This is a genomic window from Arthrobacter sp. ERGS1:01 (genome assembly GCF_001281315.1).
GTDB lineage: Bacteria > Actinomycetota > Actinomycetes > Actinomycetales > Micrococcaceae > Specibacter.
On sequence record NZ_CP012479.1, the window covers coordinates 3,276,765 to 3,296,496 of the forward strand.

Genomic DNA, 19,732 nt, shown 5'->3' on the forward strand with positions numbered 1-19,732 from the left:
CGACCACCGCTGGTCGGGCCTGTCGAGACCTATCAGCTACTAACCGCTGAAGTTGTTGCCCAGGTCGTAGTCATCCAAGGGGATGGCACGGAACTCGGCACCAAGATCGCCCACGCCGCCCACGTAGTCAAAGTCGCTGAACGCGCTCGGACCGGTGAACAGGTTGGCCTTGGCTTCCTCGGTCGGCTCCACCGTGACGTTGGTGTAGCGCGGCAGACCCGTACCAGCCGGGATCAGCTTACCGATGATGACGTTCTCCTTCAGACCCAGCAGCGGGTCGGACTTGCCTTCCATGGCCGCCTGCGTCAGAACGCGGGTGGTCTCCTGGAAGGAAGCGGCGGAGAGCCAGGACTCGGTGGCCAAGGAGGCCTTGGTGATACCCATGAGCTCGTTACGGCCCGATGCCGGCTTCTTGCCCTCGGACACGACGCGACGGTTTTCCGTCTCGAAGCGGCCCCGCTCGGCAAGCTCGCCGGGCAGCAGGTTGGAGTCACCGGACTCGATGACCGTCACGCGACGGAGCATCTGGCGGACGATAACCTCGACGTGCTTGTCGTGGATACCCACACCCTGGCTGCGGTAAACGCCCTGAACTTCCTCAACGAGGTGCTTCTGAGCGGCACGCGGGCCGAGGATGCGCAGAACCTGCTTCGGATCAACAGCACCCACAACCATCTTCTGGCCAACCTCGACGTGGTCGCCGTCGGCAACCAGCAGGCGGGCACGGCGCAGAACCGGGTAGGCGATTTCTTCGGTGCCGTCGTCCGGGGTCAGGATCAGTCGCATGGTGCGTTCGGACTCATCAATGTTGATGCGTCCGGCAGCCTCGGCGATCGGGGCATTACCCTTGGGGGTACGTGCCTCGAAGAGCTCCTGGATACGGGGCAGACCCTGCGTGATGTCCTCGCCGCGGCTGGCCGAAACGGCACCACCGGTGTGGAAGGTACGCATGGTCAGCTGGGTACCGGGCTCACCAATGGACTGAGCGGCGATGATACCGACGGCCTCACCAATGTCCACCGTCTTACCGGTGGCCAGCGAGCGGCCGTAGCACAGTGCACAGGTTCCCACCGTGGACTCACAGGTCAGCACGGAGCGGACCTTGATCTCGGCGATGCCGGCTGCGAACAGTTCAGCGATGAGCACGTCTCCGACGTCGGCGCCCGCGGAGGCGAGCACCTTGCCGTTGGCATCCACAACCTCGGCAGCCAAGGTGCGTGCGTACACGCTGTTCTCGACTTCCTCGTGCAGATGGACTTCACCCATGGCGTCGACGACGGCGATCGGCAGCGTCAAACCGCGCTCGGTGCCACAGTCGTCTTCGCGAACGATGACATCCTGTGAAACGTCCACCAGACGACGGGTCAGGTAACCCGAGTTGGCGGTACGCAGAGCGGTATCGGCCAGACCCTTACGGGCACCGTGCGTGGCGATGAAGTACTCCAAAACCGACAGGCCCTCACGGTAGGAGGACTTGATCGGGCGAGGAATAATTTCACCCTTGGGGTTGGCCACCAGGCCACGGATACCGGCAATCTGGCGAACCTGCATCCAGTTACCACGGGCACCGGAGGAAACCATGCGGTTAATCGTGTTGGACGCGGACAGTGAAGCACGCATCGCATCGGCGATCTCGTTGGTTGCCTGGTTCCAAATGTCGATGAGCTCCTGGCGGCGCTCCTCGTCGGCGATCAGACCCTTGTCGAACTGGGCCTGAACCTTGGCGGCCTTGACCTCGTAGCCTTCAAGGATGGCCGGCTTGGCCTTCGGCACCTCAATGTCGGAGATGGCAACCGTGATGCCCGAGCGTGTGGCCCAGTAGAAGCCGGCATCCTTCAGGTTGTCCAGCGTTGCCGCTACAACAACCTTCGGGTAGCGCTCGGCGAGGTCGTTGACGATCTCGGAGAGCTGGCCCTTGTCGGCAACCTTCTCAACCCACGGGTAGTCGGCGGGCAGGGTCTCGTTGAAGATGACCTGGCCCAGCGACGTGGCGACGATTGCCGGCTGGCCGGCCTCCCAACCTTCGGGGGCCTCCCATTCGGCGTTCGGCACGAAACCGGTCATGCGGATCTTGACCTGCGAGTTCAGGTGCAACTCGCCGGCGTCGTGTGCCATGACGGCCTCGGCCGGGGTGGAGAAGATCCGGCCCTCGCCTGCCGCACCAATGCGCTTGGTGGTCAGGTGGTACAGGCCGATGATCATATCCTGCGAAGGCAGGGTGACCGGGCGGCCGTCGGAGGGCTTCAGGATGTTGTTGGACGACAGCATCAGGATGCGGGCTTCAGCCTGCGCCTCGGGGCTCAGCGGCAGGTGGACTGCCATCTGGTCGCCGTCGAAGTCGGCGTTGAAGGCGCCACAAACCAGCGGGTGAAGCTGGATTGCCTTGCCTTCAACAAGCTGGGGCTCGAACGCCTGGATACCCAAACGGTGCAGGGTTGGTGCACGGTTGAGCAATACCGGGTGCTCGGTGATGATCTCTTCGAGAACATCCCACACCTGCGGGCGGAAACGCTCCACCATGCGCTTGGCGCTCTTGATGTTCTGTGCATGGTTCAAGTCAACTAGGCGCTTCATCACGAACGGCTTGAAGAGCTCCAGGGCCATCTGCTTGGGCAGACCACACTGGTGCAGCTTCAGCTGCGGACCAACAACGATCACGGAACGGCCCGAGTAGTCAACGCGCTTACCCAGAAGGTTCTGGCGGAAACGACCCTGCTTGCCCTTGAGCATGTCGGAGAGCGACTTCAACGGACGGTTGCCCGGTCCGGTGACCGGACGGCCGCGGCGGCCGTTGTCGAACAGGGAGTCGACGGCTTCCTGCAGCATGCGCTTTTCGTTGTTGACGATGATCTCCGGAGCACCCAGGTCAAGCAGTCGCTTGAGACGGTTGTTGCGGTTGATCACGCGACGGTAGAGATCGTTCAGGTCCGAGGTGGCGAAACGGCCACCGTCGAGCTGAACCATGGGGCGCAGTTCCGGCGGGATCACCGGGACGGCGTCCAACACCATGCCCAGGGGGCTGTTGTTGGTGGTCAGGAACGCGTTGACAACCTTCAGGCGCTTCAGGGCACGCGTCTTGCGCTGGCCCTTGCCGTTCTGGATGATGTCGCGCAGGATCTCGGCTTCGCCGGCCATGTCGAAGGTCTCAAGACGCTTCTTGATGGCTTCGGCACCCATGGAACCTTCGAAGAACATGCCGTAACGGTCACGCAGTTCGCGGTACAGGGCTTCGTCGCCTTCGAGGTCGGCAACCTTCAGGCCCTTGAAACGGTCCCAAACCTGCTCGAGGCGGTCGATGTCCGCATCCGCACGCTTGCGCACGTTGGCCATCTGGCGGTCCGCGGAGTCGCGGGCCTTCTTCTTGTCGGCTGCCTTGGCGCCTTCGCCCTCGAGGCGGGCAATCTCGTTCTCGAGGTCGCGGGCGATCGTGGCGATGTCGGAGTCGCGGGTGTCAACCATGCGCTTCTTTTCCAGGTCGTGCTCGGTCTGGAGGTTCGGCAGCTCTTCGTGACGTGCTTCGTCGTCGACACTGGTGATCATGTAGGCGGCGAAGTAGATGACCTTCTCAAGGTCCTTCGGTGCCAGGTCCAGCAGGTAGCCCAAGCGCGAGGGAACGCCCTTGAAGTACCAGATGTGGGTGACGGGGGCGGCGAGCTCAATGTGGCCCATGCGCTCACGACGCACCTTGGCGCGGGTGACTTCTACGCCACAACGCTCACAGATGATGCCCTTGAAGCGCACGCGCTTGTACTTGCCGCAGTAGCATTCCCAGTCGCGGGAAGGGCCGAAGATCTTCTCGCAGAAGAGGCCGTCCTTCTCGGGCTTGAGCGTGCGGTAGTTGATGGTTTCCGGCTTCTTGACTTCGCCGTGCGACCAGTCGCGGATGTCATCCGCGGTGGCCAGGCCGATCTGCATGAGGCCGAAGGAGGATTCGCTGGACATATGGGTCCTGTTCTCTCTAATTCTCTAAAGTCTGAATGTCTAGGCGGGTACGGGAGGAAGTGAAGGTTCGACGGCGGCAGGCGGGCCACCGCCGTCGAACGCCCCTAAACTTCTTCGACAGAGTTCGGCTCGGCCCGTGACAGGTCGATGCCCAGCTCCTCCGCGGCCCGGAAGACTTCTTCATCCGAGTCACGCATCTCAATCGTCGTTCCGTCGGTGGAAAGCACTTCCACGTTCAGGCACAGCGACTGCATTTCCTTGATGAGAACCTTGAAGGACTCGGGGATGCCCGGCTCCGGGATGTTCTCGCCCTTGACGATCGCCTCGTAGACCTTCACGCGACCGTGAATGTCATCGGACTTGATCGTGAGCAGTTCCTGCAGGGTGTACGCGGCGCCATAGGCTTCCAGCGCCCAAACTTCCATTTCACCGAAGCGCTGGCCACCGAACTGGGCCTTACCACCCAGGGGCTGCTGCGTGATCATGGAGTACGGGCCCGTGGAGCGGGCGTGAATCTTGTCGTCCACCAAGTGGTGGAGCTTCAAGATGTACATGTAACCCACGGAGACCGGGTCCGGGAACGGCTCGCCGGAGCGGCCGTCGAACAGACGGGTCTTTCCGGAGGAGTCGATCAGGCGGTCACCGTCACGAGTGACGTTGGTGGAATCGAGCAGACCTGTGATTTCCTCGTCGCGGGCACCGTCGAACACGGGGGTCGCAACCTTGGTCTGGCCGATTTCACGCGGCAGGTTGGGCAGGTTCTTGATCCAGTCAGGCTCACCCTCAACCTTCCAGCCGGTCTTGGCAGCCCACCCGAGGTGGATTTCCAGGACCTGGCCGACGTTCATTCGACCGGGCACACCCAGCGGGTTCAGCACGATGTCGACGGGGGTACCGTCGGCAAGGAACGGCATGTCCTCGATCGGCAGGATCTTGGAGATGACACCCTTGTTACCGTGACGTCCGGCCAGCTTGTCACCATCGGTGATCTTGCGCTTGTTGGCCACGTACACGCGAACCAGCTGGTTCACTCCGGGGGGCAGGTCGTCGTCGGAGTCGCGATCGAAGACGCGAACGCCGATGACCGTTCCGGACTCGCCATGGGGAACCTTCAGGGAAGTGTCGCGAACTTCGCGGCTCTTCTCGCCGAAGATGGCGCGCAGCAGGCGCTCCTCCGGGGTCAGCTCGGTCTCGCCCTTGGGCGTGACCTTACCAACCAGGATGTCGCCGGCTTCAACCTCGGCACCGATGTGGATGATGCCGCGCTCGTCCAGGCCTGCCAGGATTTCCTCGGAAACGTTCGGGATGTCCCGGGTGATTTCCTCGGCGCCAAGCTTGGTGTCGCGGGCGTCGATCTCGTGCTCTTCGATGTGGATCGAGGAGAGCACGTCTTCGGCAACGATGCGCTGCGAAAGGATGATCGCATCCTCGTAGTTGTGGCCTTCCCAGGACATGAACGCCACGAGGAGGTTCTTGCCCAGGGCGAGCTCGCCCATGTCCGTTGCCGGACCGTCGGCGATGATGCCGCCAACTTCCAGACGCTGACCCTCGGAGGCCAGGACGCGCTGGTTGTAGGCGGTGCCCTGGTTTGAACGCTGGTACTTGGCGATCGGGTAGTTGGTCTCGGTGCCGTCGTCGTTCAACATCACAACAATGTCGGCGGAAACTTCCGAAACCACACCGGCCTTCTTCGCGATGACAACGTCACCGGCGTCGACTGCCGTGGGGCGCTCCATGCCGGTACCCACGAACGGGGCCTCGGACTGGACCAGCGGCACGGCCTGGCGCTGCATGTTCGCACCCATGAGGGCGCGGTTGGCGTCATCGTGCTCAAGGAACGGGATCAGGGCGGTTGCCACGGACACCATCTGGCGCGGGGAAACGTCCATGTACTCGACCTCGTCGGCCGGGATCAGGACGGGCTCGCCGCCACCACCGCGCTGGCGGACCAGGACGGTTTCTTCGGTGAAGTGGTTGTCGTTATCCAGCGGCGCGTTGGCCTGTGCGATAACAACGTCGACCTCGTCGTCGGCCGTCAGGTAATCAACCTGGTCGGTGACGACGCCGCCCTTGACGCGGCGGTACGGGGTCTCGATGAACCCGAACGGATTGATCCGGCCGTAGGACGCCAAGGAACCGATCAGACCAATGTTCGGGCCTTCAGGGGTTTCAATGGGGCACATGCGGCCGTAGTGGGACGGGTGAACGTCTCGAACTTCCATGCCTGCGCGGTCACGGGAGAGACCACCCGGGCCCAGCGCGGAAAGACGACGCTTGTGCGTCAAACCGGCCAGCGGGTTGTTCTGGTCCATGAACTGCGAGAGCTGGGAGGTTCCGAAGAACTCCTTGATCGCGGCAACCACGGGGCGAATGTTGATCAGCGTCTGCGGCGTGATGGCCTCGACGTCCTGGGTCGTCATACGCTCGCGGACAACGCGCTCCATGCGGGACAGGCCCGTGCGGACCTGGTTCTCGATGAGCTCGCCGACGGCGCGGATGCGGCGGTTGCCGAAGTGGTCGATGTCGTCGACGTCGACACGCAGGTCAACCTCGGCGCCGTCGCGCTGGCCCTTGGTGGTCTTGCCACCGGCGTGCAAGGTGACCAGGTACTTGATCATGGCGACGATGTCATCGACGCTGAGCACGGAGGATTCCGGGTTGCTCAACGGCATGTCGATGCCCAGCTTGCGGTTGATCTTGTAACGGCCAACCTTGGCGAGGTCGTAGCGCTTGGAGTTGAAGTACAGGTTGTTCAGCAGCGCGTCGGCGGCGTCAACCGTCGGCGGCTCGCCCGGGCGCAGCTTGCGGTAGATGTCCAGCAGCGCGTCTTCGCGACCGGTGGTGGCATCCTTTTCCAGCGTGGCACGGATGGAGTCGAACTCGCCGAACTCCTCCAGGATCTGGCCTTCGGTCCAGCCGAGGGCCTTCAACAGTACGGTGACGGACTGCTTGCGCTTGCGGTCGAGGCGGACGCCGACCTGGTCGCGCTTGTCAATCTCCAGCTCGAACCATGCACCACGGGAGGGGATGATCTTGGCGGTGAAGATTTCCTTGTCGCTGGTCTTGTCAGCGGTGCGCTCAAAGTAAGCACCCGGTGAACGGACCAGCTGGGAAACAACGACACGCTCGGTGCCGTTGATGACGAACGTACCCTTGTCGGTCATGAGCGGGAAATCGCCCATGAACACGGTCTGTTGCTTGATTTCGCCCGTGAGGTTGTTCATGAACTCGGCCTTGACGTACAGCGGCGCGGCGTACGTGGCGTCGCGGTCCTTGCATTCGTCAACGGTGAATTTGGGATCGGCGAACTCCGGTTCCGTGAAGGACAGGGACATGGTGCCCTGGAAGTCCTCAATCGGGGAGATCTCTTCGAAGATGTCAGACAGACCGGAGGTTACGGCCACACTGTCATCGCCGGCATCCACGGCGGTCTGCATGCGCGACTGCCAGCGTCCGTTGCCGACGAGCCAGTCAAAGCTCTCGGTCTGGAGTGCAAGCAGATTCGGCACGTCAAGCGGCTCGTGAATCTTGGCGAATGAGATGCGACTCTTCGCACCGTCGGTGCTGTTTGAATCGATAGCGGTTGCAGCGTTATTTACATTAGAGGTGCTCGAGGCGACCAAGAGGGATCCTTCCACAGACCTGCAGGCTTGTTCTTGTGAACCCTCACCCGTTTCACCGCCTGGTCATCAAACCAAGGGGAACGCCGGCCAAAAATTGTTCAAACGTGCATCGTTCGGAAGGCCGGGCCAACCGCTGATGTACGTTGTCCCAACTCTTGTCCTAAGCAAAGCCCACCGCTATATGAAGGCTGAAGGTTAAGAGGGATACGCAAAGAACTACATTACAGGCAATAGGCGTGCGTGTCTACCCCAGGAAACGAAAATGCGCAAGTGTGGATGTTCCGCTGCTCACAGTGCGGGCGTGGCGGTGCCGGTTTGGGCGGAAATTTCCGTCCATCTCCTACTGTTAGAACTTATAGAGACCAGCATGGGTCAACGGTGAACCGTGCTGACGTACGTAAGGAGCGCCTTGCCATGACGGCACAAGCAAACGATGTGGTTATTCTCGCCGGGGCCCGCACGCCCCAGGGCCGGCTCAACGGGCAGTTGGCGAGTTTCACCGCCGTCGAACTGGGAGCCAAGGCCATCGCCGCCGCACTGACCCGCTCCGGGGTTCCGGCGTCGGAGGTCAACTACGTGATCATGGGCCAGGTGCTCCAGGCCGGGGCCGGCCAGAATCCCGCCCGGCAGAGCGCCGTGAGCGCCGGGATCGGCTGGAACGTGCCCTCCGTGACCATCAACAAGGTCTGCCTCTCCGGCCTGACCGCCGTGATCGACGCCGCCCGGATGCTGCGCAGCGGGGACGCCACTGTGGTGGTGGCCGGCGGGCAGGAATCCATGACCCGCGCCCCGCACCTGCTGCCGGGTTCGCGCCAGGGCTGGTCCTACGGCGCCGTGCAGGCCCTGGACGCGGCCGCCCACGACGGCCTGACGGATGCCTTCGACGGTGAGTCCATGGGGCTGTCGACCGAACGCGGCAACATCCGCCTGAGCATCAGCCGGATCTCCCAGGACGAAGTGGCCGCGGCCTCCCACCAGCGTGCCGCCGCGGCTGTTGCGGCCGGGGTGTTCGACGACGAGATCGCCCCCGTCACGCTGGTCCAACGCAAGGGCGACGACCTGGTTTTGACCGGTGATGAGGGCATCCGCGCCAACACCACGGTGGAGACCCTGGCCCCGCTGCGGCCGGCATTCTCCGCCGACGGCGCCATCACCGCCGGCAACTCCTCCCCCTTGTCCGACGGCGCGGCCGCCATGGTGCTGACCACGCGCGCCTACGCCGAGGCCCACGATCTGCCCTGGCTGGCCGTTGTGGGCGCCCCGGGACAGGTGGCAGGCCCCGACAACTCCCTGCATTCCCAGCCCTCCCACGCGATCCAAAGCGCGCTGGACAAAGCCGGCTGGACCACGGACGACCTCGACTTCCTTGAAATCAACGAGGCCTTCGGCTCGGTGGTGGTGCAGTCCCTGCGCGATCTCGACGTGCCGCTGGAAAAGTGCAATATCCACGGCGGCGCCGTAGCACTGGGCCACCCGATCGGCGCCTCCGGCACCCGGCTGGCGCTGCACGCCGCCCTTGAACTCTCCCGCAGGGGCTCCGGCAAGGCCGCCGTGGCGCTCTGCGGCGGTGGCGGCCAGGGCGAGGCGTTGCTCCTGTTCCGGGACGCGAAGTGAGCACCGAACCCCAGGGCCACGCCCGGGTCAGCGCGGATGCCGCCGCACGCGGGCTGAGCGTGGAGATCTTTCCCCGCCCCGCAGCCAACTCGCTGGTGGAGGCCGCCTCCCTCATGGGCATCGAGCCGTCAGACATCGTGAAGTCGCTGGTGGTCAAGCGCAGCGACGACACTTTCCTGTTTGCCCTGGTGCCCGGCGGCCGGTCCATTTCCTGGCCCAAGTTGCGCGCCGTGGTGGGGGTCAACAAGCTGCAGATGCCCAAGGCCGACGTCGCCCTGGCCGCCACCGGCTACGAGCGCGGCACCATCACTCCCCTGGGCAGCACCACCGCCTGGCCGCTTTACGTGGACGAGGCGGTGCTGGGTCGCCGGGTCGCCATGGGTGCGGGCGAGCACGGCTACAGCATGTTCGTCGACGCCGACGCCCTCATCGCCGCCTTCGAAGCCACCGTGGCGGACATCTCTGTCCCCGAGTAGCAACGCCGTATCATCTTTGGCGCTCCCCGGGGCGACGCCGTATCACCTTTGGCGCTGATTTGATGAACGCCGTATCACCTAGAGATCGCAAGGTGATACGGCGTTCATCGTTTTCCCGCCAAAGGTGATACCGCGTCCGCCGTTTCGGCACCAAAAGTGATACCGCGTCCGGGGGAAGGGCGCCAAAAGTGATACGGCGTCGGGACGCAAAGAAGCCCCGCACCAAACGGTGCGGGCTTCTTCGTGAAAAGCGAGAGATTACTTGAGGGTAACCGTGGCGCCGGCAGCCTCGAGGGCTTCCTTTGCCTTCTCGGCAGCTTCCTTGGTGGCGCCTTCGAGGACAGCCTTGGGAGCGGAGTCAACGACGTCCTTGGCTTCCTTGAGGCCGAGGGACGTGATGGCGCGCACCTCCTTGATGACTGCAATCTTCTTGTCGCCAGCGGACTCGAGGATAACGTCGAATTCGGTCTGCTCTTCAGCTTCTTCAGCTGCGGCACCGGCCGGACCGGCAACTGCAACAGCAGCAGCGGTAACTTCGAAGACCTCTTCGAACTTCTTCACGAACTCGGAGAGCTCGATGATGGTCAGTTCCTTGAAAGCTTCAATGAGCTCGTCGTTGGTGAGCTTAGCCATGGGTGGCGCTCCTTCTGTGTACTTGGCCCGGAGGCCGAATCTTAAAACCTAAGCCCTCATGGATTTAGGGAAAAACTACAGGGGACAAGCCCCCATGAGGACTAGGCCTCGGTGGTCTCTGCTTCAGCAGCCGGTGCTTCTTCAGCGGCGGGAGCTTCTTCAGCAACCGGAGCTTCTTCGGCGGGTGCGGCTTCAGCCGGAGCGCCTTCGGCAAGCTTGAGGCGCAGGGCGTCGAGGGTGCGCGCAGCGGCGGCCATCGGAGCCTTGAGGATGCCGGCAACCTTGGCCAGCTGCAGCTCGCGGGATTCCAGAGCTGCCAGTGCGGCAACCTCAGAAGCGTCGAGAGCCTTGCCTTCGAAGATACCGGTCTTGATGATCAGTGCCTTGTTGGCCTTTGCAAAATCCGTCAGGCTCTTTGCTGCCGCAACAGCGTCACCCTTGATGAAAGCAATGGCGGTGGGGCCGCTGAGCTGACCTTCGAAAGCGTCAACACCAGCTTCCTTGGCCGCAATGGCAGTCAGGGTGTTCTTTACAACCGAGAACTTGGTGTCCTGGCCGAGAGAAACGCGCAGCTCCTTGAGCTGTGCAACGGTGAGCCCACGGTATTCGGTTAGGACTGCTGCAGTCGACTCGTTGAAATCTTGTGCGATTTCTGCAACTGCGGCCACCTTTGTTGGCGTTGCCATAACCCTCCTTCCGGGAATTAGTGCCGGTCCTTCAGGTCCCCATCCGCGCCACCCTTGCGGGATCAAACGGAAAAACAAAACGCCCCGCACAGATGTACGGGGCGTTTTCGCAGCGGATCCTTTGTGGATTTTCATCCAGGTTCAACACTGCTCATAAGCTTTGTGCACCTGCGCTGGCCGTCCTGATACGGACTTTCGGATGAAAACCTGCCCGGCTCCAACGTTGCAAGGCGCATGATGCACCTGGCTCGTGGGGGTGATTTCCATCGACCAACGGTCTTTGGTTCTTCAAGGTTATACGACGCCGGTCCCCGACTCCAAATCGGCGGGTGCTCCGAAGCGTGCTACAGGGCGGAGTCGAACTCCTTTTGCCACTGCCCCGTGACCCCGGCGGCGGTGAATCCCAGCTGGTCGTTGACGGAGATCATGTAGTTGTTGTCGGCGGCGTTCCAGGTGTAGACGGTGCGCGAATGCGGAAACTCGACGGCCAGCCGTTCGAGGTTGGCGACCTTGATCTGCAGGCCAAGCTCCCGGCCCCGGTGGTCGGGGTCCACGATGGTGTCGTCCTGGTAGACGACGTCGTCGCGCTCGCCCAGCACCGAGATCGAGGTGAAGGCCACCAGCTCGCCGGTGGCGACGCATTCGGCCGCCGTGACGAGGGAATGCCGCCCGGTCTTCAGCGACAGTTCCTCGGACTCCCGCAGTCTGGCCATGTCCCACAGCTGCGAGGCTGCCGCCTCCTGGCCGTGTTCAAGCCTGATGATGTCCGCCACCCAGCTTTCCGGGCACCGGTCGGTCCACTGGTGGACGGAGTACGCATCACCGTGCGCTGTCCGGGCCCGGTCCGACAACTCCCGTGCGACGGCGGCATCCAACGGCAGCGGGCAGGCACTGAACTGCTCCACCTGCTCCAGGCTGTATCCGGCGTTGTGGGCAAAGCGTGCCTCCCGGCTGCCCAGCGGCAACTCCCCGACCCCGCTCGCGGCCGGCAGCCGTTCTCCGCCGTCGTCGGCCAACGCCGCGGCGGAGTGGTTGGTCTCCACGACGACGATCCGCCGGTTTTCGCCGCGCACGAACGTCTCCGCGGCTTCCAGCAGTTTCCGGCCCAGGCCGTGGCCCTGGGCGGCCGGCAGCACGTCAAGGGTCACATGGGCCAGCTCCGTGTTGTCGTCGAGCGGCAGGGCGATGCCTGCCCGGCCCACGATGGTGCCGTCCAGCCGGGCAACCAGCATCACGTACCACTCGTAGGGGTCGTGGCACACGGCGAGCAGCTCCTCCGCCGTGTAGGCAAGGTCGTCGTTGCCCCAGGTGTTGCTGCGCACCTGCCGGGACACCTCCACTGCCGCGCGGAAGTCCTCCGCGCCGTCGCCGTCGACGGTTGCGGGGACGACGAGTTGTTCGATCCGGATGTCAGTCATAACTTTGGCACTCCTGAAACTTTCATGATGAGGGCCGCACCATGACGTAGTCATGTTCGACCCGGTTCCCCAATGTGAAGCTTTTGGTTCCGGCAACGCTGAAACCGTGTTTTTCATAAAATGACCTGGCCCGCAGGTTCTCGTCGTTCACGCCGAGCCACACCTCCGGCGCGCCCTTCCCCAACGCCCACTGCAGGGACGCATCCATGAGCATGGTGCTCACCCCGCGGCCGTGGCAGTCGGGGCGTGCATAGCATTTGCTCAGCTCGATGGCCGCGGGCGTACCCAGCACGGCCGCCACGTCCGGGTCCTTTGTGGGCGCGTCCACGAGCATGGTGTAAGCGAGCAGGGGCTGCGGGGCGCCTGCATCCTCGGCCACGAATACGGCCCGGGCAGGGTCCACAAGGTAGCCGGAAAAGGCGCCCGCAGAAAGATGCTCGGCAATGAACGCCGCAATGTCGGCCTCGGTGCTGCCCGGCGGGCACGCCAGCGGAAAGGTGGCCGCCGCCAACTCGGACAGTGCCGCCGCGTCCGCCGTCGTTGCCTGCCGAATTGTGACGCCCATGAAAATGCTCCCGAAATTTTGCGTGTACCGCGCGTATCCATCCACCATACAAAAAAGAAAGGGGCCGGTGTAGCGAAAACGCTACACCGGCCCCTCCCAAAGCAAGGCTTAAGCCTTAGTCCTCGGTGACAACCTTCGTCACCTGCGGGTCAACCGTGATGCCGGGGCCGAACGTCGTGGTGACGGTGGCCTTCTGCAGGTAGCGGCCCTTGGAAGCGGACGGCTTCAAACGCAGGACCTCTTCGAGGGCTGCGGCGTAGTTCTCGGCCAGCTTGATGGCGTCGAAGGAAACCTTGCCGATGATGAAGTGCAGGTTGGAGTGCTTGTCGACGCGGAAGTCGATCTTTCCACCCTTGATGTCGTTGACAGCCTTGGCGACGTCGTTCGTTACCGTACCGGTCTTCGGGTTCGGCATGAGGTTACGCGGGCCAAGAACCTTACCCAAACGGCCAACCTTACCCATGAGGTCAGGGGTCGCAACGGCTGCGTCGAAGTCGGTCCAGCCGCCCTGGATCTTTTCGATCAGTTCGTCGGTGCCAACGAATTCGGCGCCGGCTGCGATAGCGGCCTCGGCGCGCTCACCCGTTGCGAAAACGAGGACGCGGGCGGTCTTACCCGTACCGTGCGGCAGGTTAACCGTGCCACGGATCATCTGGTCGGCCTTGCGGGGGTCGACGCCGAGGCGGAAAGCGACCTCAACGGTGGCGTCGAACTTGGACGGGTTGGTGTCCTTGGCGAGCTTGATGGCCTCGAACGGTGCGTAAACCTTGTCCGCATCGATCTTGGCTACGGCTGCCTCATATGCTTTGCTGCGCTTTGCCATGCTGCTTGTTTCTCCTTGTGCAGTTGTGGTCGTTAGGACCGCGCGGGCCCTGCCACTGACGTCCGGCGCCAGGCACGCTTAGGTGACCTGTACGCCGTCGTTCTTTATGATTTTGGTGGTGTCCGCCGACCGTGCAAAAGCTTGGTCAACGGTTGATGGTCCCGACAAGCGCGACCACCGGAAGGGGCTTTAGGCCTCGACCGTGATACCCATGGAACGGGCGGTGCCGGCGATGATCTTCTCGGCGCCTTCGATGCTCGTGGCGTTGAGGTCAACCATCTTCTGGTTGGCGATCTCGGTGACCTGTGCCTTGGTCAGCTGGGCAACCTTGACGGTGTGCGGGGTAGCTGAACCCTTGGCAACGCCTGCAGCCTTCTTGATGAGCTCTGCAGCCGGCGGGGTCTTGGTGATGAAGGTGAAGGAACGGTCTTCGTAAACCGTGATTTCAACCGGGATAACGTTTCCGCGCTGGGATTCCGTGGCAGCGTTGTACGCCTTGCAGAATTCCATGATGTTGACACCGTGCTGACCAAGCGCGGGACCAATCGGCGGTGCCGGGTTGGCGGCGCCTGCCTGGATCTGCAGCTTGATAAGGCCGGTGACCTTTTTCTTGGGAGCCAATGTAGGGTCCTTCTCTCAATAACTTTCCTTGGACGACGGAGCGCGTCCACGGTGGGTGGCCGAATGGCGTTCGGCCGGACGCTGTGCGGCAACTAAGCAAATTGCCGCGCAGCGAAATCTTGGGGTCAACTAGATCTTGGTGACCTGGTTGAAGGAGAGCGTAACCGGGGTTTCGCGCTCGAAGATCGAAACCAGCACCACGAGCTGCTGGGTTTCGGGTTTGATCTCGGAGATCGTCGCGGAGAGGGTCTCGAACGGACCGTCCTTGACGATGACGGCCTCGCCGACCTCGAAGTCGATCTCGGCGTCGATCGGATCGTGACGCAGCGGAACGCCGGTCTCTTCGGCCTGCTGCTCCTCGAAGATCGGGGCCAGCATGGAGAAGACCTCGTCCAGGCGCAGCGGGACCGGGTTGTGTGCGTTGCCAACAAAGCCGGTGACGCCGGGCGTGTGGCGGACAACGCCCCACGAAGCATCGGTCAGGTCCATGCGGACAAGAACGTAGCCGGGGATGCGAACACGGTTCACAACCTTGCGCTGGGCGTTCTTGATCTCGACGACTTCTTCCATCGGAACCTGAACTTCGAAGATGTAATCTTCCATGTTCAGCGACAGGCTGCGGGATTCCAGGTTGACCTTCACGCGGTTTTCGTAACCGGCGTAAGAGTGGATGACGTACCAGTCGCCTTCCTGGCGACGCAGTTTGGCCTTGAATTCCTCGGCCGGGTCCACCTCGGGCTCGGCGGGAACGACGGCGTCGGCCGGCTCCTGCTCAGCCTCGGCGTCGTCGCCGGCCTCTTCTTCAACGGCGTCTTCTTCAACGGCCTCGTCGGAGTCGACGTCGTCCTCGAGCTCTTCAGCCTCGGGAGCGTCTACGTCCTCGGGGGCATCAAGGTCAGCACTGATGGCAGCATCAGCAACCACAGTGTCCAGGTCCTGCTCACTGTAAGTTGCCTCGGGCTCCTGCTCAGACACGAATTTCCTGCTTTCCTTGTGCGTTTCTTAAATGGCTCAAACCGACCCCATGCCAAAAATCACTGGCGGGGCCGGCCAAAGTTGAGCGTTTACTGCTCGACGGATACGTTCCCGCCAAAGATCCACAGCACGGCCTTGCCGAAGCCCAGATCCAAGACGGTGACGATGCCCATCATGATTACGACGAATACCAGCACGACGGCGGTGTAGTTGACCAACTCTTTACGAGTGGGGGTGACAACCTTTTTCATCTCGCCAATGACTTGGCGGAGGAAGACTGCTATGCGACCAAAGAACCCGGGGCCACCGGACTTGGAGGTCTTCTTAGCAGAGGGGCCCTTGGGGCGGCTTGCCGCAGTATCGGTCACCAGTGCCTCGCTCATCAATTGTTGGGATGACACCGCGCCCGTCAACCGAGCTGTGTCTTGTGCAGTTTATTCGCTAGACGGCTATGGGTTTGGTTCACAAGTTACTGTGAACCAAACCCGTTACGCCTATGCGCAGGGCAGACAGGACTCGAACCTGCAACCTGCGGTTTTGGAGACCGCTGCGCTACCAATTGCGCCACTACCCTTTGTAACTTTCAGCTTGGGGCCTGCAAGCCCCGTCAGCGCCGATCGCCATGAAATAACTTACAGTCTTGGTCCGCTGTTTTCCAAACCAGCGTCAAGGCGTGCACCATCATGGCGTTTTGGCACCGGTTGTCCATTCTACGCAATCTTGTGCTGAACGTCGAACCGGGGTGCGATACGCCTAAAGTAGGGGGTGACGAAGTTTGTGTTTTAGGCTCACCACCTTTAAGGAAAGTAACTTGATGTCTGCCGATATGACAGCCGCCCCCGCCACCGGACGCCGCGTCTCCGCCCGAATCGCCGCCATTGCCGAATCCGCCACCCTGGCCGTGGACGCCAAAGCCAAGGCCCTGAAGGCCGCCGGGCGCCCGGTGATCGGCTTTGGTGCCGGCGAACCCGATTTCCCCACCCCCGGGTACATCGTCGATGCCGCCATTGACGCGGCCCGCCAGCCCAAGTTCCACCGCTACTCCCCTGCGGCCGGCCTGCCCGAGCTCAAGGCCGCCATTGCGGCGAAGACCCTGCGCGATTCCGGGTACGCCGTGGACCCGGCCCAGGTGGTTGTCACCAACGGCGGCAAGCAGGCCGTGTACGAATCCTTCGCCACCTTGCTGGATCCGGGCGACGAGGTCATCATCCCCACCCCGTACTGGACCACCTACCCGGAGGCCATCCGGCTGGCCGGCGGCGTCCCCGTGGAGGTTTTTGCCGGCCCCGAGCAGGGTTACCTGGTCACGGTGGACCAGCTTGAAGCCGCGCTGACCCCGAACACCAAGATCCTGCTGTTCGTATCCCCGTCCAACCCCACCGGCGCCGTCTACTCGCCGGAGCAGACCCGCGAAATTGGCTTGTGGGCTGCAGCCAAGGGCCTGTGGGTCATCACGGACGAGATCTATGAGCACCTGACCTACGACGGCGTTCCCTTCACTTCCATTGCCACCGCCGCCCCGGAACTGGGCGACAAGGTGGTAATCCTCAACGGTGTCGCCAAGACCTACGCCATGACGGGTTGGCGAGTGGGCTGGATGGTGGCACCCCTGGACGTGGCCAAGGCCGCCACGAACATGCAGTCGCATGCCACCTCCAACGTGGCCAACGTCTCGCAGATGGCCGCCCTGGCCGCCCTCACCGGGCCGCTGACCGCCGTCGATGAGATGAAGGTGGCCTTCGACCGCCGCCGCAAGGCCATGGTTGCCGGCCTGAACGCGATCGACGGCGTCGTCTGCCCCACCCCGCACGGCGCGTTCTACGCCTATGCCGACGTCCGCGGCCTGCTGGGTCGCGAACTGGGCGGCATCCGTCCGGCCACGTCCGCCGAGCTTGCCGCGCTAATCCTGGAAAAGGCCGAGGTTGCCGTGGTTCCCGGTGAAGCCTTCGGCCCCAGCGGCTACCTGCGCCTGTCCTACGCCCTCGGCGACGAGGACCTCGCCGTCGGCGTGGCCCGCCTGCAGGAGTTCCTGGGCACCGCGAAGTAGTTATATGGGGCGGGCGCCGCGCGTTTTGCGCCGGCCCCGCCCCTTACTTTGACTAAATAGTGGTGCGGGGGCTGTTGTGGTGATTCGCCCATGGAGGGCCGTGGGCGAATCACCACAACGGCCCCCGGACTGCCGAAACGTGTCAACAATGGCCGCAAAACACCATTGCGGCCCCCGGCGTATCGGTAGCTCGGACATCGCTTGCGCCGAAAACTGCATTCGGTACCGAGAACTGAATCCGTGCGCCGAATCCTGTGCACAGAAACAGTTCTCGGCACGCAAAGCAGTTTTCGAGAGCCGGCTTCGACGGCGGGTCTCGCACCAGCCCCTAGAGCAGGCGGCGGTCGGCGGCCCAGCGGGTGAGTTCGTGGCGGGATGAGAGCTGAAGTTTGCGCAGCACGGCCGAGACGTGGGTTTCCACCGTTTTGATGGAGATGAACAACGCCTTCGCCACCTCCTTGTAGGAGTAGCCGCGGGCAATCAGGCGCATGACCTCAAGTTCGCGGGCGGAAAGCCTGTCGAGCTCGTCCTCCACGGCCACCTCGGCCGTGCCGAACGCGTCTAGGACAAAGCCGGCAAGCCGTGGGGAGAATACGGCGTCGCCCCCGGCAACCCGGCGGACGGCGTCGGAAATTTCGGCCCCGGAGATCGACTTTGTCACGTAGCCGCGCGCGCCGGCCCGGATCACGGAGACCACGTCCTCCGCGGAATCGGACACGCTCAGCGCCAGGAACTTCGTTTGCCCCAACAAGGCCGCGCAGCCGGCAATGACCTCCCGGCCACCCTGGCCCCGCCCGCCGGGCAGGTGGACGTCAAGGAGCACGACGTCGGGGACGTGGGCCGTGACGCTGGCGATCGCCTCCTCCACGGTGGCCGCCTCGGCCAGGACGTCGATGTCGTCGGCAAGGTCGGCCTTGAGCCCGGAACGGAAAATTGCGTGGTCATCGACCACCACGACGCGAATGGGCCGGCTGTTCTCGCTCATCTTGGTGTCCTCACGGGGTGGTGTCGGTGGTGGTTGCGGCGTCGAGGGGCAGGCGCAGGCGCACCTCGGTGCCCTCCGCCGAACTAATGATCTCAGCCGTTCCGCCGTTGCGCTGCATGCGCCCCCTGACCGATTCCCGCACGCCCAGCCGGTCCGCCGGCACGGTGGCCGGGTCAAAACCCGCACCCCTGTCCTTGATGAAGACCTCGACGCCGGCGCCCGTCGCCTCAACGTACACGGAGACGGCGGTACCGCCGTGGCGGACCCCGTTCAGCACCGCCTCGCGGGTGGCCTGGACCAGGGCCCGCATGGCGTCGTCGAGTTCGGCGTCGCCCACCGTGACCACCTCAACGGGCAGCCCGTGCAGGTCCTCGACCTCCGCGCACACGGCCTTGATGCCGGCCACGAGCTTGCCGGCATCGTGCCCGGCGTCCTGGTAAATCCAGTCCCGCAGCTCACGCTCCTGCGCCCGGGCCAGCCGGCTGACGTCCTGCGGGGAGTCTGCACGTTTTTGGATCAGGGCCAGGGTCTGCAACACGGAATCATGCAGGTGCGCGGCAATCTCGGCCCGCTCCGTCGCCCTGATCCGGCCGGCCCGTTCGGCCTGGAAGTCCCGCCAAAACTTCAGCGCCCACGGGGCCAGGACAAGCCCGACCCCGGCCAGCACCGCCAGGGAGGCCACCACCGAGGACCAGACAAGGGTCCACGAGCCGGTGCCGGTGACGATGATCAGGACGCCGGCGATCACGAGCACCAGGCCCGCGGCGAACCGGGCGATCGACATGGGCGAATTCATCTTCGCCGCGTTGAGCAGGCCCACCCGCCGGGTGGCGTCAATCTGCCGCCAGGCCAGCACCGCTCCGGCGGCGATCACGGCCAGCGGGACGAGCACGCCCAGGTTCAGGTTCATCCCGGTTTGCCGGCTGAACAGGAAGAAGGCTGCCACTACCAGGGCGCCGCCGACCAGGATCTCCCTGACGCCCAGTGAGGCGCCCGGCGAGCTGCCTGGAGAGGCACCCGCCGGTGGGGACGGCACGGAGCCGGCCACGCCGTCGGCCGCGGGTCGGAACAGCTTGAGGCGGGGGTTGCCGTCGTCGTCCAGGAGCGGGCCGGCGATGCCGGCATCCTCACCGGCCATGGGAACAAAAACCCACAGCCAGGCATAGAACGCCAGGCCGGCGCCAAAGAAGAAGCTGGCACCGATCATGATGGCCCGCACGGTGCCCACGCGCATGCCAAGATGCTCGGCCAGGCCGCCGCAGACTCCCGCCACCTTCCGGTCCTGGGACCTGTACATCTTTGCGCTCATGGTTCAATCCAAACA

At 63.5% G+C, this 19,732-nt stretch carries 15 protein-coding genes and 1 tRNA gene; 3 read left to right on the top strand and 13 right to left on the bottom strand.

The genetic code is table 11. The features are described 5' to 3' along the window. Positions 1-39 precede the first annotated feature (39 nt). Entirely contained in the window at positions 40-3,942 is a 3,903-nt protein-coding gene (locus AL755_RS18825) for a DNA-directed RNA polymerase subunit beta' (RefSeq protein WP_054012307.1), read from the bottom strand. 104 nt (positions 3,943-4,046) lie between these two features. Then, positions 4,047-7,565, bottom strand: a complete 3,519-nt coding sequence (gene rpoB, locus AL755_RS18830) for a DNA-directed RNA polymerase subunit beta (RefSeq protein ID WP_054012308.1) — start codon at positions 7,563-7,565, stop codon at positions 4,047-4,049. 414 nt (positions 7,566-7,979) lie between these two features. On the opposite strand from rpoB, the gene AL755_RS18835 reads away from it, so the two are divergent. Both AL755_RS18835 and AL755_RS18840 read left to right on the top strand, forming a co-directional pair. Further along, a complete protein-coding gene (locus AL755_RS18835; RefSeq protein WP_054012309.1) occupies positions 7,980-9,179 on the top strand; it encodes an acetyl-CoA C-acetyltransferase in 1,200 nt (399 codons plus the stop codon). Continuing rightward, positions 9,176-9,655 (top strand): aminoacyl-tRNA deacylase, encoded by a 480-nt coding sequence (locus AL755_RS18840; RefSeq protein ID WP_054012310.1) that lies wholly within the window; start codon positions 9,176-9,178, stop codon positions 9,653-9,655. Before AL755_RS18835 ends, AL755_RS18840 begins: the two co-directional genes overlap by 4 nt. Before the next feature lie 258 nt (positions 9,656-9,913). Here the strand turns inward: AL755_RS18840 and rplL are convergent, their stop codons facing one another. The 9 genes from rplL to AL755_RS18885 all read right to left on the bottom strand — a co-directional run bounded on the left by rplL (position 9,914) and on the right by AL755_RS18885 (position 15,950). Continuing rightward, the gene (gene rplL, locus AL755_RS18845) at positions 9,914-10,288 is read right to left on the bottom strand and encodes a 50S ribosomal protein L7/L12 (RefSeq protein WP_054012311.1); all 375 of its coding nucleotides are present in this window, start codon (positions 10,286-10,288) and stop codon (positions 9,914-9,916) included. Positions 10,289-10,389: 101 nt separating this feature from the next. Beyond that, positions 10,390-10,974: a 50S ribosomal protein L10 gene (gene rplJ, locus AL755_RS18850; RefSeq protein WP_054012312.1), complete on the bottom strand. Its 585-nt coding sequence runs from the start codon at positions 10,972-10,974 to the stop codon at positions 10,390-10,392. Between the two features lie 344 nt (positions 10,975-11,318). Then, positions 11,319-12,392 carry a GNAT family N-acetyltransferase gene (locus AL755_RS18855; protein WP_054012313.1) on the bottom strand — a complete coding sequence of 358 codons (1,074 nt, stop codon included), beginning with the start codon at positions 12,390-12,392 and terminating at the stop codon, positions 11,319-11,321. Between the two features lie 22 nt (positions 12,393-12,414). Continuing rightward, entirely contained in the window at positions 12,415-12,957 is a 543-nt protein-coding gene (locus AL755_RS18860; RefSeq protein WP_054013197.1) for a GNAT family N-acetyltransferase, read from the bottom strand. A 115-nt stretch (positions 12,958-13,072) separates the two neighbouring features. Continuing rightward, a complete protein-coding gene (rplA, locus tag AL755_RS18865) occupies positions 13,073-13,780 on the bottom strand; it encodes a 50S ribosomal protein L1 (protein ID WP_054012314.1) in 708 nt (235 codons plus the stop codon). Between the two features lie 189 nt (positions 13,781-13,969). Beyond that, the gene (gene rplK / locus AL755_RS18870; RefSeq protein WP_054012315.1) at positions 13,970-14,401 is read right to left on the bottom strand and encodes a 50S ribosomal protein L11; all 432 of its coding nucleotides are present in this window, start codon (positions 14,399-14,401) and stop codon (positions 13,970-13,972) included. Between the two features lie 129 nt (positions 14,402-14,530). Further along, entirely contained in the window at positions 14,531-15,376 is an 846-nt protein-coding gene (gene nusG / locus AL755_RS18875) for a transcription termination/antitermination protein NusG (protein WP_054012316.1), read from the bottom strand. An 89-nt stretch (positions 15,377-15,465) separates the two neighbouring features. Continuing rightward, positions 15,466-15,759, bottom strand: a complete 294-nt coding sequence (secE, locus tag AL755_RS18880; protein ID WP_054012317.1) for a preprotein translocase subunit SecE — start codon at positions 15,757-15,759, stop codon at positions 15,466-15,468. Between the two features lie 118 nt (positions 15,760-15,877). After that, positions 15,878-15,950, bottom strand: a tRNA-Trp gene (locus AL755_RS18885). 240 nt (positions 15,951-16,190) lie between these two features. Here AL755_RS18885 and AL755_RS18890 point away from each other — a divergent pair. After that, the gene (locus AL755_RS18890; RefSeq protein WP_054012318.1) at positions 16,191-17,423 is read left to right on the top strand and encodes a pyridoxal phosphate-dependent aminotransferase; all 1,233 of its coding nucleotides are present in this window, start codon (positions 16,191-16,193) and stop codon (positions 17,421-17,423) included. Between the two features lie 328 nt (positions 17,424-17,751). Here AL755_RS18890 and AL755_RS18895 read toward each other — a convergent pair whose 3' ends face one another. Beyond that, positions 17,752-18,408: a LuxR C-terminal-related transcriptional regulator gene (locus AL755_RS18895; RefSeq protein ID WP_054012319.1), complete on the bottom strand. Its 657-nt coding sequence runs from the start codon at positions 18,406-18,408 to the stop codon at positions 17,752-17,754. Positions 18,409-18,418: 10 nt separating this feature from the next. Then, positions 18,419-19,717, bottom strand: a complete 1,299-nt coding sequence (locus tag AL755_RS18900) for an ATP-binding protein (RefSeq protein ID WP_054012320.1) — start codon at positions 19,715-19,717, stop codon at positions 18,419-18,421. Positions 19,718-19,732: the final 15 nt, after the last annotated feature.